This window comes from Streptomyces sp. NPDC020422 (genome assembly GCF_044386705.1).
Lineage (GTDB): Bacteria > Actinomycetota > Actinomycetes > Streptomycetales > Streptomycetaceae > Streptomyces.
Map to the genome: position 1 here is coordinate 25,402 of NZ_JBIRVJ010000003.1, position 17,369 is coordinate 42,770.

Consider the following 17,369-nt stretch of genomic DNA (forward strand, 5'->3'; position numbering starts at 1 on the left):
CTCTGATACGAACAGGGGGTCGAGAACGATCACTTCACGGAGGCCCCCATGTCGTACCCCGAAGTCCGCTACCGCGGTGAGCAGGGCGAGATCAGCGCCGCCTACCGGTCCGCCGACACCGCCCCGGAGCTGGTCTCCCCGAACGGGACGCGGACGCACTACCTCGCCACCACCGCCTCCACCGGCGGCGAGTTCGGCCTCTACCGGATCGACATGACCGCCAGGGCCGGCGGCCCGTCGACCCACTTCCACCGCACCATCTCCGAGACCTTCTTCGTCCTCGACGGGACGGTGCGGATCTTCGACGGGGCCCGCTGGGTCGACGCGCGCAAGGGCGACTCCGTCTACGTGCCGACCGGCGGGCTGCACGCCTTCCGCAACGACTCGGACGACGTGGCCTCCATGCTCCTGCTGTTCGCGCCCGGTGCGCCGCGCGAGGAGTACTTCGAGAAGGTGTCGACGGTCGCAGGGATGACCGAGGAGGAGCGCGCCGATTTCTTCCTGAAGCACGACACCTTCTGGACCGACTGAGCCGCCGCCGCTCAGGCGGCGAGTCCGGTCTTCGCCCCCGCCCCGCACAGCGGCAGGACCGTCGTGCCGGGGCGTTCGGGGGCGGCGCGGACGGCGGCCCAGCAGGCGACCCCGGTCGGCTCGACGTACAGACCGCGCCGGGCGAGGTCGAGCTGCGCGGCCCGGATCTGCTCCTCCGTCACGGTGAGGAAGGTGCCGCCGGAGGCGCGGACCGCGCTCAGGATCTGCGCGGCCCGCGGCGGGGCGGCGATGGCGATGCCCTCCGCGAGGGTGGGCCGGACGGCGGCGGGAGCGGCCGGCTCCGCGGCCCCGGCGTGGAAGGCGGCGGCCAGCGGGGCGACCGCCCCGGCCTGGACGGCGACGAGGGCGGGGCGCCGCTCGACGAGCCCGTGGCCGTACAGCTCCTCGACGGCGAGGGCCGCGCCGAGCAGCAGCGTCCCGTTGCCGACGGGCAGCACGAGGGTGTCGGGGAGCCGGCCGCCGGCCTCCTCCCAGAGCTCGTACACATAGGTCTTCGTGCCGTGCAGGAAGTGCGGGTTGAAGACGTGCGAGGCGTAGAAGACGCCGGGTTCGTCGGCGGCGGCGCGGGCGGCGCGGGCCGTCGCCTCGCGGTCGCCGGGGACGACGACCGTACGGGCGCCGTGGGCGCGGATCTGCTCCAGCTTCTTGGGGGAGGTCCCCTCGGGCACGTACACGGCGCAGTCGAGCCCGGCCCGCGCGCAGTACGCGGCGACCGCCGTGCCCGCGTTGCCGCTGCTGTCGGCGATCACGGTCTCGGGCCCGAGGCGGCGGGCGAGTTCGGCGAGCATCACGGCGCCGCGGTCCTTGAAGGACAGGGTCGGCATGAGGAAGTCGAGTTTGGCCGAAACGGTGCCGCGTCCGGTCCCGGTCAGCGGGACCAGTGGGGTGCGGCCCTCCCCGAGGGTCACCCGGGACGCCTGGGGCGCCGGGGCGGCCGCGGTGGCGAGCGGCAGGGCCTCCTCGTAACGCCACAAGGAATTCACACGTGACGCGAGGGACGCGAGTGACACGGGTGCCGCGGTGAACTCCAGGTCCCAGGGGCCGCGGCAGCGTGGACAACACCAGGTGAGAGCGGACGCGGGGGCGTGGACGCGGCAGCGCGGGCACACATAGGCGGTCATGCGCGTCAGCATGGCAGCGGTGTGGCGGGCGTGTGTCGGGGCGCTCGGAACTCTTGTGTGATTCCTATGGATCCGCCAATCTTTCGCTCGGCACCCGGACATGACGAAGGGCCTGGATCTCCAGGGCTGTTTGTCATGTCCCTGCCTACCCCCACAGCGACGCACCACCAATGAGGAGGACCCCTCACATGTCCGTGATGCGTGATTCCCGGCGCAGGCTGGCCGCCGCGAGCGCCATAGCCGTCGCAGCCCTCGCGCTCGGCTCCCTCTCCGCCGTACCGGCCACCGCCGCCGGAACCGCCGCCGAAGGCGTCATCCTGAACGCCGGGGCCGAAGGGACCGTCGCGAACAGCTACATCGTCACCCTCCGCGAGTCCGCCGCCCAGGCGGAGACCGCGCAGGGGCGGGCGATCGCGACGAAGTTCGGCGCGAAGATCAAGCGGACGTACACCGCGGCCCTCAACGGCTACTCCATCGAGCTCTCCGAGGCGCAGGCCAGGAAGCTCGCCGCCGACCCGGCCGTCGAGAAGGTCAGCCAGAACCGCGTCTTCCACATCGACGGCACCCAGCCCTCCCCGCCGTCCTGGGGTCTCGACCGCATCGACCAGAAGGCGCTGCCGCTCAACCAGAGCTACACCTACCCGGACAGCGCGGGCCAGGGCGTCACGGCGTACATCATCGACACCGGCGTCCGCATCACCCACAGCGACTTCGGCGGCCGCGCCTCCTACGGCTACGACGCCATCGACAACGACAACACCGCGCAGGACGGGCACGGCCACGGCACGCACGTCGCCGGCACCGTCGCCGGCTCCTCCTACGGCGTCGCCAAGAAGGCCAAGATCGTCGGCGTCCGCGTCCTCGACAACTCCGGCTCCGGCACCACCGAGCAGGTCGTCGCGGGCATCGACTGGGTGACGCAGAACGCCGTGAAGCCGGCCGTCGCCAACATGAGCCTCGGCGGCGGGGTCGACTCCGTCCTCGACGACGCCGTGCGCCGGTCCATCGCCTCCGGCGTCACCTACGGCGTCGCCGCCGGCAACGAGACCGACAACGCCGCCAACCACTCGCCCGCGCGGGTCGCCGAGGCCATCACGGTCGGCGCCACCACGTCGAGCGACGCCAAGGCCAGCTACTCCAACTACGGCAGCGGCCTGGACCTGTTCGCCCCCGGCTCGTCCATCACCTCGTCCTGGAACACCAGCGACTCGGCGACCAACACCATCTCGGGCACCTCGATGGCGACCCCGCACGTGGTCGGCGCCGCCGCGCTCTACCTGGGCGCCAACCCGACGGCCACCCCCGCCGCGGTCGCCACCGCGCTGGTGAACGCCGCCACCCCGAACGTCGTCACCAGCCCCGGCACCGGCTCCCCGAACCGGCTGCTGTACGTCGGCGGCGGCACCACCCCGCCGCCCACCGGCCCGAAGTTCGAGAACACCACGGACTACGCGATCAACGACAACGCGACCGTCGAGTCCCCGGTGACCGTCAGCGGCGTCTCGGGCAACGCGCCGTCCGCCCTGCAGGTGCCGGTGAACATCGTGCACACCTACATCGGTGACCTCCAGGTCCAGCTGATAGCCCCCGACGGCTCGGCGTACACGCTGAAGGCCTTCGGCACCGGCGGCAGCGCGGACAACATCAACACCACCTACACCGTCAACGCCTCCTCGGAGGTCGCGAACGGCACCTGGAAGCTCCGGGTCACGGACAACGCGAACTACGACACCGGGAAGATCGACTCCTGGGCGCTGCAGTTCTGAAACCCCGGAAACCCCGGAATCCCCGGAATCCCCGGAAACACCTGAGCACCTGAGCACCCCTGAACGAGGGTGAGGGGCGGTCGCCGGTCCGGCGACCGCCCCTCACGCCGTCCCCGGGCCCCGGTACGATGCGCGCGCCCGTTCGATTGCCCGTACCGCCGCCCCGATCAGGAGCCCCGCACTCGTGGACCCGTCCCAGCCCCCGACGCCGCCGCCCGCCGCACCCGGCCCGCACGGCGGCCCCGGACCGTACGGCGGCCCCGGACCGTACTCCTCGCCGGGGCCCTACGGTCCGTACGGCGGCCCCTACGGGCCTCCGGGAGTCGGCGGCAGCGGCCCGTACGGGGTGCCCCAGCAGCCGCCGCCCGGCACCAGCGGGCTGGCCATCGCCTCCTTCGTCTCCGGCGTCGTCTGCTGTCTGCCGCCCCTCGGCCTGATCCTCGGCCTGGTCGCCCTGCCCCGGATCAGGAAGCGGCAGCAGAAGGGCAAGGGCTTCGCCATCGCCGGCATAGCCCTGTCCGCGGTGAGCTGCCTCCTGGTCGTCCTCGGCTTCGCGACCGGCGGCTTCGCCGAGTTCTGGAAGGGCTTCGAGGAGGGCATGGACGAGGCCTCCTCCTCCAAGTCCGCCTTCGAGCTGCGCAAGGGCGAGTGCTTCGACGTGCCGGGCAAGATCGAGTCGTCCACCAAGGACGTCAGGGTCATCGACTGCAAGAAGCCGCACGAGGGCGAGGTCACCGGCAGCTTCAAGGTCACCGGCTACGCCAAGTGGCCCGGCGAGAAGGTCTTCGTGGGCCTCGCCGAGGAGCGCTGCCAGGAGATCAACGACGGGTACACCCTGGACCGCTGGGCCGTCCCGGACACGGTGGCGACCTACTACTACCCGCCGAGCAGCCTCTCCTGGCGCGGCGGCGACCGCACGGTGACCTGCGTCTACGGCACCGACAAGGAGCGCTTCTCCGGCTCCCTGCGCCGCGACGGCTTCACCCTGAACGCCGACCAGCACGCCTTCCTGCTGGCCGTCAACGCGATCGACGACGCCGTGCTGGAGGAGCCCGAGGACGACGCCGACGTCGACCTCGACGCCAACAAGGAGTGGGCCCAGCAGGTCTTCACGGCCGTCACGGAGGAGAGCCAGGGGCTGCGCACGCGCCGCTGGCCGGCCCCCGCCGTCCAGCCCGTGGCCGAGCTGGTGAAGAAGCTCGACGCCGCCGCGAAGAAGTGGCACAGGCTGGCCACGGCCGCGGACGACGAGGCGTTCTGGGCCGAGTACCAGGCGGCCTACGACGCGCTCGACCCGGAGATCGAGTCCCCGTCCCGCCAGGCGCTGGACCTCGCGGACACCCGGGCCGACGGCGGCGAGGAGGTCTGAACTCCGGCCGCCGACGACGGGGCCCGGTCCTCTGCGGGACCGGGCCCCGTCCGTCCGCGTGGGCGGCGGATCAGCGTCCCAGCACGCCGTCCACCGCGGTGATCAGCTCGCCGTCAGGGGTGTCCCCGTCGAGCGACCAGAACATCGCACCGCCGAGCCCCCTGGCCCGTACGTAGGCCGACTTGGTACGCAGGACCCGCGGGTCGTCGTACGTCCACAGGGTCGTGCCGTCGAACAGCCAGGCGTGGCCGCCCCGCAGGTCCCGGTGCACCGTGTAGCCGCCCGATCCGGCGAGCCGCTTCAGGGCCTCGTAGTCCTCGGAGCCGGCGCCCCAGGTGCCGGTCGCGGGGCCGGTCGCGGGCCGGCCGAGGCCGTCGCCGCCGCCGGTGACGCCGGTCCAGCCCTGGCCGTAGAACGGCATCCCGACCACCAGCTTGCGCGCGGGCGCGCCGCGCCGCAGCCAGTCGTTCACGGTCTGGTCGACGCTGAAGTCGCCGCGCGGGGCGAAGAGCGCGGACTGCTGGGCGGTGGTCGACTCCCAGCTGCCGTGGAAGTCGTAGCCCTGCAGGTTGACGAAGTCGAGGTCGCGCATGATCTTCGGGACCTCGAAGCCCGCGTCGATCTTGGCGGGGGCGGTCGGCACGAACGCCGACAGCTCGTAGTGCCGGTGCTTCTTCAGGGTGCGCGCGTAGGCGTCGAGCTGGGTGCGGAACTCCCGTACCAGGGCGGTGAAGTTCTGCTTGTCCTCCGGCCGGAAGACGGTGTCGGTGTCGCCCGCGGAGCCGGGCCACTCCCAGTCGATGTCGATGCCGTCGAAGAGGCCCGCGGCGGCTCCCGCGCCGCCACGGGCGCCGTCGGAGGGCAGGTTGCCCTTGATGTAGAGGTCGATGCAGGAGGCGACGAGGGCCTTGCGGGAGGCGGGGGTGCGGGCGGCGTCCGAGAAGTGGGTCGACCAGCCCCAACCGCCCAGCGAGATCATGACCTTGAGGCCCGGGTGCGCGGCCTTGAGCTCGCGCAGCTGGTTGAAGTTGCCGGCCAGCGGCTGGTCCGGGGTGTCGGCGACGCCGTCGACCGAGTCGGCCGCGTCGAGCGGGCGCACGTAGTCGGCCCAGGCGTCGGCCTCGCCGGGCACGTTGCCGGTGAAGCACTTCCCTTCGGCGCTGACGTTGCCGAAGGCGTAGTTGACGTGGCTCAGCCGGGCGGCCGTCCCGCTCGTTTCCAGATCCTTGACCTGGAAGTCGCGTCCGTAGACGCCCCATTGGGTGAAGTACCCCACGCGCTTGTACGCGGGGCCGGCGGGCTTGTCGTGGGTGGGGACCGCGCCCGCGGCGGGCGCGAGGGCGGCGAGGAGGCCGAGGGAGAGGGCGGCGACGGACATCCGCGAAAGGGTTCTGCGACGCATGAGCCGGAACGTATTGGTCTGGACCATCAACGTCAAGGATTCCGACGGGAGTTCGGTGGCTATACCTGCGACAAGGGCCCGCGTAAAGGCAAGTCATCACTTCGAGTGAAACTCTGGCCCATGCTTGCGGTCGCGCACCCTCGGTTGTCACTCTGTAGCTGTAAGTCAACCTGAGGGGAGTGTCCAGTGACGTTCGGTGAGCAGCCCGCCTATCTGCGTGTGGCGAGCGATCTCCGGGAGAAGATCGCCAACGGCTCGCTTCCTCCGCACACCCGGCTCCCCTCGCAGGCGCGCATCCGCGAGGAGTACGGGGTGTCGGACACCGTCGCACTGGAGGCGCGCAAGGTCCTGATGGCCGAGGGCCTGGTCGAGGGCCGTTCGGGTTCCGGGACCTATGTGCGCGAGCGGCCGGTGCCCCGCCGCATCGCCCGCTCCGGCTACCGCCCCGCCTCGGGCGCCACCCCGTTCCGTCAGGAGCAGGCGGCCGAGGGGGCCCGCGGCACCTGGGAGTCGAACAGCGAGCAGGAGCCGGCGAGCGCCGAGGTCGCCGCCCGGCTCGGCATCGAGCCGGGGGAGCGGGTGATGCGCACGCGCTACGTCTACCGGGACGCGGGCGAGCCGATGATGATCTCCACCTCCTGGGAGCCGCTCTCGGTCACCGGCCGGACGCCGGTCATGCTCCCCGAGGAGGGGCCGCTGGGCGGCTGCGGTGTGGTCGAGCGGATGGCCGCGATCGACGTGGTCGTGGACAACGTGGTGGAGGAGGTCGGCGCCCGGCCGGGCCTCGCGGAGGAGCTGCTGACCCTCGGCGGCGTCCCCGGCCACGTGGTGATGGTCGTCGAGCGCACGTACTACGCCTCGGGTCTGGCGGTCGAGACCGCGGACGTCGTCGTCCCCGCCGACCGCTATCGGATCGCCTACCACCTCCCGGTGCGCTGAGCGGTACGCGGTGTCCGGGAGTGTTCACACCGAGTTGACGGAGTGGCCACTCCCGTAACGCCGGGGCAACCGCGCGCCCCGACGGTTCGTCACGCCCGGCTCCTACCTTCCTGCTCCGTACCCGCAATCCGGTCGGACGACAGGAGTCAGCACCCTCATGACGGACACGGTCACCCCGCCGGGGACCTCGGCGCCCGCCCCGCCGCCCCGCCGCCGCTATGCCGCGCTGGCCGCCGACGAGAGCCGCGAGGACTACTCGCTGCGCTATGCGCCCCACTCCTTCCGGCGCTGGTCGCCCGCGACCGTCGCCGGCACCGCGCTCGGCGGCATCGCCTATCTCGCCGACTTCGCCATCGGCGCCTCGATCGTCTTCACCTACGGCTTCACCAGCGGTCTCGCCTCGATCCTCACCGCCGCCGCCGTCATCTTCCTCACCGGCATCCCGATCGCCCGCGCCTGCGCCCGCTACGGCCTGGACATGGACCTCATCACCCGCGGCGCCGGCTTCGGCTACTTCGGCTCGACCCTCACCTCGCTGATCTACGCCTCCTTCACCTTCATCTTCTTCGCGCTCGAAGGCTCGATCATGGCGCAGGCCATGCACCAGGCCATCGGGCTGCCCGTCGAGATCGGCTACCTGGTCACCACGCTGATCGTGATCCCGATCGTCTTCCGCGGCATGGGCGCGCTGGCCAAGGTGCAGGCATGGACCCAGCCCCTGTGGATCGTCGGCCTCGTGCTGCCCTTCCTCGTCCTCGCCTTCGAGGCGCCGGAGGCCTGGGGCGCCTTCGCCTCCTTCGGCGGCACCGAGGGGGCCGGCTCCGGCTTCTCCTGGATCGGCTTCGGGCTCGGCACCGGGGTCGCCCTCTCCCTCATCGCCCAGATCGGCGAACAGGCCGACTACCTGCGCTTCATGCCCGCCAAGACCGAGGAGAACCGGCGGCGCTGGAACCTCGCCGTGCTCGCCGCGGGACCCGGCTGGGTGGTCATCGGCGCGGCCAAGCAGCTCGGCGGCGCCTTCCTCGCCTTCGTCGCCCTGGAGGCCGTCGGCAAGACCCACGCCCTGGAGCCGATCGCCCCGCAGATCGAGGCGCTGAGGCCCTGGCTCGGCTCCTTCGCGCTGCCGGCCGCGGCCCTCTTCGTGATCGTCTCCCAGATCAAGATCAACGTCACCAACGCCTACAGCGGCTCGCTGTCCTGGTCGAACTTCTTCTCCCGGATCACCCACCGCCACCCGGGCCGGGTCTGGTACATCTTCCTCAACCTCGCCATCGCGCTGACGCTGATGGAGATGAACATGTTCGCGGCCCTGGGCAAGCTGCTCGGGTTCTACTCCAACGTCGGCATCGCCTGGATCGCCGCCGTCGCCGCCGACCTCGTCATCAACAAGCGGGCCGGCTGGAGCCCGCCGTACATCGAGTTCAAGCGGGCCTATCTGTACGCCGTGAACCCGGCCGGCTTCGGCGCCATGGCGATCGCCTCGGCCGTCTCGATCCTCGCCTTCTTCGGACTCTTCGGCAGCTACGCGGAGGCCTTCTCCACCTTCATCGCCGCCGGACTCGCCCTCGTGCTCTGCCCGCTCATCGCCTGGGCGACCCGGGGGAAGTACTACCTGGCCAGGCCGAACCCGGTGAACGGACCGGGCGTGGCGGTCGCCGACGAGCGCGCCACCCACGAGTGCGGGGTCTGCGCGACCGCGTACGAGCTGCCGGACATCGCCGACTGCCCCGCCCACGGCGGACCCGTCTGCTCGCTGTGCTGCTCGCTGGACGCCGAGTGCGGGGACCTCTGCCGCAAGGATCCCGGGGCGGCCGGGTCCGTGCTGATGCCGGTGCCGACCGTCCCCAGGGCGGCGCCCGGAGCGTGACACCGGCCTCCCTCCGCCGGTTACCGGCCAGATACATATCTCTTCGTGAAAACCCGTATCCGCTGTGTAAAGGTCAGGCGTAAGCTCGGGCATATGCGGATTGCGGTTTCCTGGAGATCGTTGGACACGGCCGGACCGGTGGAGGGAGAAGCCCGATGAGCGACAGCGGCCCCGTCCTTCCCTGGCTGGTCATACGGCAGGACGACAACGGCAACCGCTATCGCGTCGGTCGGTACGCGACGGAGGCCGAGGCGCAGAAGATCGCCGACAGCCTCGACGACCGCGGACACAAGCAGCTCTACTGGGTCGAGCGGATCGGTTCGCCCGCCCTCTGACCCCTGCCCGGGCGGTCGTCGAGGCCGCCCGGGTTACGCTCCGCCCCATGACCGATCACCCCTCCCGCCCCGCCCCGCCCGAGCGTGCCCCCGTCGTCGTGGTCGTCGCCGGGGCGCTGTACGACCAGGGGCGGCTGCTCGCCGCGCGCCGCAGCGCCCCCGCCGAGCTCGCCGGCCGCTGGGAGCTGCCCGGCGGCAAGCTGGAGCCGGGGGAAACCCCCGAGGAAGCCCTGGTCAGGGAGTTGCGCGAGGAGCTCGGCGTCGAGACCGAGCCCGGCGAGCGCATCCCCGGCGAATGGCCGCTCAAGCCCGGATACGTCCTGCGGGTGTGGACCGCCCGGCTGCTCTCCGGCGAGCCGCGGCCGCTGGAGGACCACGACCGGCTGCGCTGGCTCGCCCGCCACGAGCTGGACTCCGTCGACTGGCTCGACCAGGACCGCCCGGCCGTCGCCGAGGCCGCCCGACTGCTGCCCGCGAGCCCGCCGGACGGCGCGCGCGGCTGACTCCTACGCCGTTCGTACCACCGTGCGCTGCCCCCGCCAATCGGCGGGATAACCCACTCCGAATATCGGGTATGTCCTGAATAACCCCCCGAAATAGGACGTGGGCCTCGTGATCGACACCGAAGGCGACTGCGCCGAGTGGCACTTTCCGGCGGAGGCCAACGCTGTGCGCACGGCCCGCCACGCGGTGCGGGACACCCTGAGGGCCTGGCGGCTCGACGCGGTGATCGGCGATGTGACCGTCCTGCTGGTCAGCGAGCTGGTGACCAACTCCCTGCGCTATGCGTCCGGGCCCATCGGCGTACGGCTGGTGCGCCTCCCCGCCGAAGGGGGCGGGCGCCCGCGGGGCCCCGCCCTCCTCGTGGAGGTCTCCGATCCGCTTCCGGACGGCCCCACCGAACGGCCCGCGGGACCCGACGACGAGGGCGGCCGCGGCCTCCAGCTCGTGGCCTGTTCCGCACGCCGCTGGGGCACCCGCGCGGGCAGGACGGGGAAAACCGTGTGGTTCGAGCTGGCTCTCCCTGGTGAGTAAAGAGGGTGGGACGACGATCAGCGGGCCTCGGCCGGAAACGAACGAGACCACCCTGTGATCGTGAACGTCGTGCCGACGGGGCCGATGGTGCTGAATACTGCCGTCATGGCCGGTCCGGTGCGGTGAGCTGGAGGGGACGGTCGCGTGAGCGAGATACCTGAGACGGCGAGCGGTGTCGTGTGGCAGAGCAGCCCGCCCGGGTCGATCTATGACTACATCCGGGTCGCCTCCTTCTCGATAGGCCCCGACGGGCTCGTCGACCAGTGGAGCAGACGAGCCGCGGAGCTCTTCGGCGTGACCGCCGAGGAGGCCAGGGGCAAGGATCCGGTCGAGGCCTTCATGCCCACCGACCTGCGGGCGCGCGGACACCGCAGGGTCCGCGAGATCCTCGACGGCAAGGAGTGGACGGGCCTGGTCCCGTTCCGCATCCCCGGCGAGGAGCGGCCGAACGGCATCGCCGAGCTGTACGTGATGCCGAGCGAGACCGAGCGCGGGGAGCGGGCCGCCCTCTGCATCGTCGTGGATGTGCGCGCCCTACGCCGGATCGAGACCGACATCGCCGCCTCACAGGCCATTTTCGGCCAATCCCCCTTCGGCTTCCTCCTCTTCGGCACCGACCTCACCGTGAAGCGCGCCAACCGGCGCTTCGCCACGGTCTTCGGGGGCTCCGCCGACGACCACCGCGGCCGGACCGTGCACGACTACCTGCCCCGGGCCGAGGCCGACCGGATGGCCGCCGCACTGCGCAAGGTGCTGGAGACCGGGGAGTCCGTCGCCGACCTGCAGATCGTCGGCGCCGCCCCCGGCTCCACCGACCGCCGCCACTGGTCGGTCAACCTCTACCGCGTGCACAGCGGCTCCGGCCGCCCGGTCGGCGTCGCCGGACTCGGCATCGACGTCACCCGCCGGCACAACGCGGCCCGCGAGGCCGCCAACGCCCGCCGCAACCTGGCCCTGCTCAACGAGGCCGGCGCCCGCATAGGCAACTCCCTCGACCTGGAGGCCACCGCCCGCGAGCTCCTCGGCGTCGCCGTCCCCGGCTTCTGCGACCTCGCCGCCGTCGACCTCTACCAGGGACTGCTCACCGGCGACGAGGCCCCGCCCGGCCGCCTGGGCAGCTCCCATGACGTCGGCTACGGGGCGGGCAGTGCCGAGCTGCGCCGGGTCGCCGTCGCCAGTGCCGTCTCCGACAGCCGGGTCCGGGTCGGCAGGCCCCGCTCCGCCCAGGACGACGAGCCGGAGCGGGCCACCGGCGCGGACGGCGAGGTCTGTTGCGACACCGGCCCCATCGAGGTCGGCTCCGTCCACCGCTACCCGTTCAACTCGCCGTGCGCCGGCGCCCTGCGCACCGGCCGGATCCGCACCGTGCCAGGCGCGGAGGGCAGCCTCGTCCAGTCCACCCTCGTGGTCCCGATGGTCGCCCACGACACGGTCGTCGGACTCGTGCAGTTCTCCCGCGCCAAGGGCAGCGAACCCTTCGGCGAACGCGACCGCGCCCTCGCCGTCGAGCTGGCCGCCCGCGCCGCCGTCTGCATCGACAACGCCCGCCTCTACCGGCGCGAACACGAGCGGGCCCTCATCCTGCAGCGCAGCCTCCTGCCGCCCGGCGACCCGGAGGCGGCCGGCCTCGACATCGCCTGCCGCTATCTGCCCGGTACCGCCGCCACCGAGGTCGGCGGCGACTGGTTCGACGTGATCCAGCTCCCCGGCCACCGCACCGCCCTGGTCGTCGGCGACGTCATGGGCCGCGGACTGCGCGCCGCCGTCGCCATGGGCGAACTGCGCACCGCCGTGCGCACCCTCGCCCAGCTCGACCTCGAACCCGCCGAGGTGCTGTCCCACCTCGACGAGATCGCCCGCGGTCTCGGCGCCCCCGTCGGCGCCCAGCAGTCCGGCCGCGCCCACAAGGCCCGCGGCCCGGAACTCTCCGAGGTGTACCTCGCCACCTGCGTCTACGCCGTCTACGACCCCGTCACCCGGCGCTGCACCTTCGCCAACGCGGGCCACCTGCCGCCCGTGCTCGTGGAACCCGGCGAGGAGGCCCTGCTCCTCGACGTACCGCCGGGGATGCCGCTGGGCGTCGGCGGGGAGCCCTTCGAGGAGGTCGAGGTCGAGCTGCCCGAGGGCGCGCTGCTCGCCCTCTACACCGACGGGCTCGTCGAGTCCCGCGACCATCCGCTCGACGAGGGCCTGAGCGCGTTCCGCAGCGCCCTCGCCAACCCCGGCCGGCCCCTGGAGGACGTCTGCGACCACGTCCTCAGCACCCTCGACACCCGGCACGGCGAGGACGACATCGCCCTGCTCATGGCCCGTATCCAGGGACTGCCCGCCGAGTCGGTGGGGGACTGGCGGCTGCCCAGGGAGCCCCGCTCCGTCGGGCGGGCCCGCGAGCTGGCCCGGGCCCAGCTGACCGCCTGGGAGCTGGAGCCCCTGGTCGACACCGTCGAACTGCTCGTCAGCGAGCTCGTCACCAACGCCCTGCGCTACGGCGAGGGGGAGATCCGGCTGCGGCTGCTGCGCGATCGCACCCTGGTCTGCGAGGTGTGGGACGCGGGCCTGGTCCAGCCCCGCCGCCGCCGGGCCAAGGACACCGACGAGGGCGGCCGCGGACTGCAACTGGTCGGGCTGCTCAGCGCAGCCTGGGGCTCGCGCCGCACCCCGCGCGGCAAGACGGTCTGGTTCGAACTGCCGCTGCCGGACGGCGACGGCCTCGCCGAGCCGACGGTGGACCAGCTGCTCAGCATGTTCTGAGCAGCGGGCCCACCGCTCCCGGGGGGGAGAGAGGGGGCCCGGGGAGCTCAGCCCTCCAGTCCTTCAGCCGTACAGGCCGTACAGGCCGTATAGGCCGTCAGAACTTCAGCCCTTCAGCCTTTCAGGCCATCAGAACTTCAGTCCGTCAGGCCGTCAGGCGGTCAGTCCTTCAGTCCTTCAGGCTGTCAGAGCTTCGGATCGTCAGCCCTTCGGATCGTCAGCCCTTCAGCGCGGCCAGCCGGGCCTCGATCTCGGCCTGGTCGCCCAGCGCGTCCAGCTGCTCGAACTGGGCGTCCAGCGAGGAGGCGGCGAGCTCCTGCTTGCCCAGCGCCTTCGCCTCCTCGCGGCGGACCTTCTCCTCGAAGCGGCTGAGCTCGCTCGTCGGGTCCAGGACGTCGATGTTCTTCACCGCGTCCATCATCGTGTTCTGCGCCCGGGCCGACTTCGCCCGCGCGACCAGCTCGTCCCGCTTGGCCTGGAGCTCGACCAGCTTGGCCTTCATCTGGTCGAGGCCGCCCTTGAGCTTCTCCACCACCTCGGTCTGCGCGGCGATCGTGGGCTCCGCCGTCCGCGCCTCCTTCTCCGACTGGAGCTGGCGGCCCAGCGCGACCTTCGCCAGGTTGTCGAAGCGGTCCGCCTCCGCCGACTGCCCGCCGGCCCGCAGCTCGTCCGCCTTGCGGCTCGCCGCCAGCGCCTTCTCGCCCCACTCCTTCGCCGCGTCCACGTCCTCCCGGTGGTCCTGCTCCAGCAGGCGCAGGTTCCCGATGGTCGTCGCGACCGCCTCCTCCGCCTCCGTGATGTTGGCGGAGTAGTCGCGGATCAGCTGGTCCAGCATCTTCTGCGGATCCTCCGCCTGGTCGAGGAGCGCGTTGATGTTGGCCTTCGCCAGCTGGGCGACCCGGCCCAGGATGGTCTGCTTGCTCATGCTCGGTCTCCTTGCGGGTTGTCACGAGGGGAGCGCACGGTCAGAAGCGCCCGCCGCCGCCCAGCCGGCCGCGTGTGCCCCCGCCGCCGAAGCTGCCGGGCCCACCGCCGAAGCCACCGCCCCCGAAGCCGCCCCCGCGCCCGCCGCCACCCTGGCCGCCGCCGAACAGGCCGCCGAGGATGATGCCGCCGAGCACCGCCCCGCCGAGCCCGCCCCCGCCGGCGCCCACCGTCCCGGTCGTCCCGCCGAGCCCGTTCGGGTTCCCGTACGTCCGTACGTCCTGCTCGGCCAGCTCCTGGGCCCGGCGGGCCAGCACGTCCGCCTGCTGCGCCTCGGACAGCGCCGACTGCGGGTCGCCCTCGGCCAGACCCGTCGCCCGGTCGAGCCGCCGCTGGGCCTCGGCGAGGCGGGTGCGGGCCTCGGAGCCGACCGCGCCGCGGTGCGTCGTGATGTAGTCGCCGGCCGCGCCGACCGCGGAACGGGCCGTCAGCAGGGCCTGGTCCAGGAGCGCCCGCGCGCGCCGGGTGCCCGACTCGCGCTCCCGCGCCCCCTCCAGCGCCTCGTCCAGGGCGGCGTCCGCCTCCTCGACCCGGCGCAGCGCGTCGATCGGGTCGTACCGCCCGGAGTCCACCGCCCCGCGCACCGCGGCGAGCACCGCCTCGGCCCGGCCGATCCGGCCCCGCAGATCCGCCGTCGACACGTGCTCCGCCGTGCCTTCGAGCAGCCCGCGGGCGTCCGCCAGGTCGGCCTCGGTCTCGGCGAGCGCGCCCGGCAGGCCGCCCACCGCCTCCGCCAGCTCCTTCGCCCGCCGGTCCACGGCCTCGATCAGCCGGGCCGCCTGGTCCACGGCGCCCTCGGCGGCCCTGATCTGCACGGCCGCGCCGCCGTTGTCCCCGTCGTCGATCAGCTGCCGGGCCCGGTTGACGGTGGAGGTGGCGAACACGAGCCGGTCCTTGGCCTGTTCCAGGTCGCCGGAGACCGGGGCCGCCGCGGACTCGGTGTACCGCTCGCGCATGGCGACGAGCGCGCCCTCCGCCGAGGTCATCCGCCCGGCCTGCTCCCGGAACGCCGCCTCGACGGTGGCCAGCGCCTGCGGGGCGTTGTGCTCCAGGGCGCGCAGCCGGTCGAAGCCGGCGGACTCGGCGTCCAGCCGGGCGTTGACGTCCGCGCAGCGCCCGAGGATCTCCTCCAGCATCGAGCGGCGGGTCGCGTCGTCCTCGGGCACCGCGTCGTCGAGCCGCTGGCGCAGCCGGAACGCGGCCGTGAGCTCGGCCTCCGCGTACCGGACCGCCTCGGTGAACGGCTCGGCCGCCTCGTCGCCGAACTGGGCGCTCGCGAAGCCCAGCTCCTCCTTGCTCGTGCGGACGGCGTCGTCGGTGGCGACCAGCGCCTGCCGGGCCTTGCCGTCGAGCTCCGCCAGGGACGGCTGCGCGGGCGCCGTGGAGGCGCCCCAGCGCCGCCCGCCGTCCGGGGCACCGCGGGGAGCGGTGCGGGCGGCGGTTCCGCGGCGGCGCCTGGTGTACGCGTACGCCGCCACGGCACCGGCGCCGCCGAGCAGCACGACGGGAAGGACGAGGTCGGTCGCCGAGGGGGAGGCGTCGGACCCGGTGCCGGGATCGGCGGCGCCCGGGGTGATCGCCGGGGTGGGGACGGGCTGACCCGCGAGCACGGCGGCGTAGCCGTCGGCGGCGCCGATCGCCGCACCCGCCCAGTCGTTCTGCCGCAGCGCCGGTTCGATCGCGGTCCGTGCCACGTCGTCGAGCTGGGCCTGGGTGAAGCGCGAGTCGGGGTCGGCGGAGTAGCCGTACTGCCGGTCGTGGGTGGCGACGGCGAGCAGCACGTCGTCGCGGCCGAGGCCGTTGCGTTCGGCGGTCGCGTCGGCCCAGCCCTGGGCGGGACGGCCGGAGAAGTCGCGTACGTACACGACGAACAGCTGCACCCGGCGGGCGTCGTAGAGCGCGTCGAGGGCCGAGACCACCTCGGGCCGCCGGTCGCCCAGCGCTCCGACCCGGTCGGTGATCTGCCCCTCGCGGGACAGCGTGACCGGGTCGTCGGCGCGGGCGCCGGGGACGGCGGGCACGACCAGCCACCACGCCGCCACCAGCACCGCGAGCAGGGCTCGGGTGGCTGTTCGCGTCACAGAAGGGAGGCTATGTCCGGGTCTGCCGGTCCGCGACCGGGCGGGTGGAAACCGCTGTGGATCTTCCGGCGTCACTGTCGGTGGCCACCGCTACGGTGGCTCATGCGGTCGGACGACTCCCGGGGGGCTCAGGTGAACGGAGGCTGGAAGGGCGTGTGGCGGCGCGGCCGACGGATCGTGCTCGCGCTCGTGGTCCTGCTCGTGCTCCCGCCGCTCGCCGGCGCCGCCGCCCTGCGCCTGAACTACGCGGGCGATCCGGCCGAGGGCACGCGGAGCCGGGGCAAGGACGCCGTCTGGCTCGGCCACGCCTGGGTCGACGGCCGGAAGAAGGACGCCGATCTCGCCGCCTTCGCCGGCCGGATCAGAGGCACGGGCATCCGCGACCTGTACGTGCACGCCGGGCCCCTGGAGCACGACGGCACCCTGCCCGCCGACCGCCACCCCGGGGCGGCCTGGCTCGTCGCGGCGGTCCACCGGGCGATGCCCGGCATACGGGTGCACGCCTGGCTGGGCGACGTCCTGGCCACGGAGGGACCCGAGGGGCTGCGCCTGGAGCGGCCCGGGTCCCGCGCCGCCGTGGTCGCCTCGGCCCGGCAGGTCCTGGACGCCGGCTTCGACGGCGTCCACTTCGACCTGGAGCCCCTGCACTCCGACGACGGGAACTACCTCTCCCTCCTCGACGACCTCGGCGCGCTGACCCGCTCCCGAGGGGCGACGCTCTCGGTCGCGGCGCACCAGATCGACCCGCTGCCGGCCGCCCACGTGCTCCTCGGCGCGCTCAGCGGCAGCGAGAAGTGGTGGTCGCAGGAGTTCTTCGGCCAGGTCGCCCGGCGCGTCGACCAGATCGCCGTCATGTCGTACGACACCTGGATGCCGTGGGAGGGGACGTACGGCGGTTACGTCGCCCAGCAGACCAGCCTCGCCCTGGAGGTCACCCCCGAGGGGACGGACCTGCTGATGGGGCTGCCCTTCTTCCACGAGGACGACCTGGGCCACCACGAGTCCGCCGAGACGGTCACGGCCGCGGTCCGCGGCGCCCGCCTGGGCCTGGGCCGCACCGACCCGGGACGCGCGCGCTTCGGCCTCGCGCTGTACGTCGACTTCGCGGCCCGGGAGGAGGACTGGGCGGCCTACCGCGCGGGCTGGGCGGCGCCCCGGTGAAGCCGG

General features: G+C 73.0%; 14 protein-coding genes. 10 read left to right on the top strand and 4 right to left on the bottom strand.

Going from position 1 to position 17,369, the window contains the following annotated elements; translation table 11 throughout:
* Positions 1–48 precede the first annotated feature (48 nt).
* A complete protein-coding gene (locus ACH414_RS07645) occupies positions 49–531 on the top strand; it encodes a cupin domain-containing protein (RefSeq protein WP_398941170.1) in 483 nt (160 codons plus the stop codon).
* Between the two features lie 11 nt (positions 532–542).
* Here ACH414_RS07645 and ACH414_RS07650 read toward each other — a convergent pair whose 3' ends face one another.
* Complete coding sequence (locus tag ACH414_RS07650; RefSeq protein WP_382547739.1) at positions 543–1,685, bottom strand: pyridoxal-phosphate dependent enzyme; 1,143 nt, start codon at positions 1,683–1,685, stop codon at positions 543–545.
* A 176-nt stretch (positions 1,686–1,861) separates the two neighbouring features.
* Between ACH414_RS07650 and ACH414_RS07655 the strand changes: the two genes are divergently transcribed.
* Together ACH414_RS07655 and ACH414_RS07660 are read left to right on the top strand one after the other, a co-directional pair.
* A complete protein-coding gene (locus ACH414_RS07655; RefSeq protein ID WP_382547737.1) occupies positions 1,862–3,439 on the top strand; it encodes a S8 family serine peptidase in 1,578 nt (525 codons plus the stop codon).
* A 184-nt stretch (positions 3,440–3,623) separates the two neighbouring features.
* Positions 3,624–4,808, top strand: coding sequence for a DUF4190 domain-containing protein (locus ACH414_RS07660; protein ID WP_398941173.1), 1,185 nt, complete (start codon positions 3,624–3,626; stop codon positions 4,806–4,808).
* A gap of 70 nt (positions 4,809–4,878) precedes the next feature.
* Here ACH414_RS07660 and ACH414_RS07665 read toward each other — a convergent pair whose 3' ends face one another.
* Complete coding sequence (locus tag ACH414_RS07665) at positions 4,879–6,210, bottom strand: glycoside hydrolase family 18 protein (protein ID WP_391769533.1); 1,332 nt, start codon at positions 6,208–6,210, stop codon at positions 4,879–4,881.
* A 186-nt stretch (positions 6,211–6,396) separates the two neighbouring features.
* Between ACH414_RS07665 and ACH414_RS07670 the strand changes: the two genes are divergently transcribed.
* From ACH414_RS07670 to ACH414_RS07695, 6 genes are all read left to right on the top strand, one after another.
* Positions 6,397–7,149, top strand: coding sequence for a GntR family transcriptional regulator (locus tag ACH414_RS07670; protein ID WP_382547732.1), 753 nt, complete (start codon positions 6,397–6,399; stop codon positions 7,147–7,149).
* Between the two features lie 157 nt (positions 7,150–7,306).
* The gene (locus ACH414_RS07675; protein ID WP_382547730.1) at positions 7,307–9,016 is read left to right on the top strand and encodes a purine-cytosine permease family protein; all 1,710 of its coding nucleotides are present in this window, start codon (positions 7,307–7,309) and stop codon (positions 9,014–9,016) included.
* A gap of 155 nt (positions 9,017–9,171) precedes the next feature.
* Positions 9,172–9,351, top strand: coding sequence for an SPOR domain-containing protein (locus tag ACH414_RS07680; protein ID WP_386566011.1), 180 nt, complete (start codon positions 9,172–9,174; stop codon positions 9,349–9,351).
* Between the two features lie 47 nt (positions 9,352–9,398).
* Positions 9,399–9,854 carry a (deoxy)nucleoside triphosphate pyrophosphohydrolase gene (locus tag ACH414_RS07685; RefSeq protein ID WP_382547726.1) on the top strand — a complete coding sequence of 152 codons (456 nt, stop codon included), beginning with the start codon at positions 9,399–9,401 and terminating at the stop codon, positions 9,852–9,854.
* A 109-nt stretch (positions 9,855–9,963) separates the two neighbouring features.
* Positions 9,964–10,386, top strand: a complete 423-nt coding sequence (locus ACH414_RS07690; RefSeq protein ID WP_382547724.1) for an ATP-binding protein — start codon at positions 9,964–9,966, stop codon at positions 10,384–10,386.
* A gap of 144 nt (positions 10,387–10,530) precedes the next feature.
* On the top strand, positions 10,531–13,137 hold the full coding sequence (locus ACH414_RS07695; protein ID WP_382547722.1) for a SpoIIE family protein phosphatase: 2,607 nt from the start codon (positions 10,531–10,533) through the stop codon (positions 13,135–13,137).
* Between the two features lie 217 nt (positions 13,138–13,354).
* On the opposite strand, the gene ACH414_RS07700 is transcribed toward ACH414_RS07695, so the two are convergent.
* Together ACH414_RS07700 and ACH414_RS07705 are read right to left on the bottom strand one after the other, a co-directional pair.
* Entirely contained in the window at positions 13,355–14,062 is a 708-nt protein-coding gene (locus tag ACH414_RS07700; RefSeq protein WP_382547720.1) for a PspA/IM30 family protein, read from the bottom strand.
* A gap of 40 nt (positions 14,063–14,102) precedes the next feature.
* Positions 14,103–16,202 carry a TPM domain-containing protein gene (locus ACH414_RS07705; protein WP_398941178.1) on the bottom strand — a complete coding sequence of 700 codons (2,100 nt, stop codon included), beginning with the start codon at positions 16,200–16,202 and terminating at the stop codon, positions 14,103–14,105.
* A 102-nt stretch (positions 16,203–16,304) separates the two neighbouring features.
* Here ACH414_RS07705 and ACH414_RS07710 point away from each other — a divergent pair, with 102 nt between their 5' ends.
* The gene (locus ACH414_RS07710) at positions 16,305–17,363 is read left to right on the top strand and encodes a hypothetical protein (RefSeq protein WP_382547716.1); all 1,059 of its coding nucleotides are present in this window, start codon (positions 16,305–16,307) and stop codon (positions 17,361–17,363) included.
* Positions 17,364–17,369 lie beyond the last annotated feature (6 nt).

Coding starts and splice junctions, on each gene's coding strand:
- ACH414_RS07645 (WP_398941170.1), top strand. CDS start 49: ATGTCGTACCCCGAAGTCCGCTACCGCGGTGAGCAGGGCGAGATCAGC.
- ACH414_RS07650 (WP_382547739.1), bottom strand. CDS start 1,685: ATGCTGACGCGCATGACCGCCTATGTGTGCCCGCGCTGCCGCGTCCAC.
- ACH414_RS07655 (WP_382547737.1), top strand. CDS start 1,862: ATGTCCGTGATGCGTGATTCCCGGCGCAGGCTGGCCGCCGCGAGCGCC.
- ACH414_RS07665 (WP_391769533.1), bottom strand. CDS start 6,210: ATGCGTCGCAGAACCCTTTCGCGGATGTCCGTCGCCGCCCTCTCCCTC.
- ACH414_RS07675 (WP_382547730.1), top strand. CDS start 7,307: ATGACGGACACGGTCACCCCGCCGGGGACCTCGGCGCCCGCCCCGCCG.
- ACH414_RS07680 (WP_386566011.1), top strand. CDS start 9,172: ATGAGCGACAGCGGCCCCGTCCTTCCCTGGCTGGTCATACGGCAGGAC.
- ACH414_RS07685 (WP_382547726.1), top strand. CDS start 9,399: ATGACCGATCACCCCTCCCGCCCCGCCCCGCCCGAGCGTGCCCCCGTC.
- ACH414_RS07700 (WP_382547720.1), bottom strand. CDS start 14,062: ATGAGCAAGCAGACCATCCTGGGCCGGGTCGCCCAGCTGGCGAAGGCC.
- ACH414_RS07710 (WP_382547716.1), top strand. CDS start 16,305: ATGCGGTCGGACGACTCCCGGGGGGCTCAGGTGAACGGAGGCTGGAAG.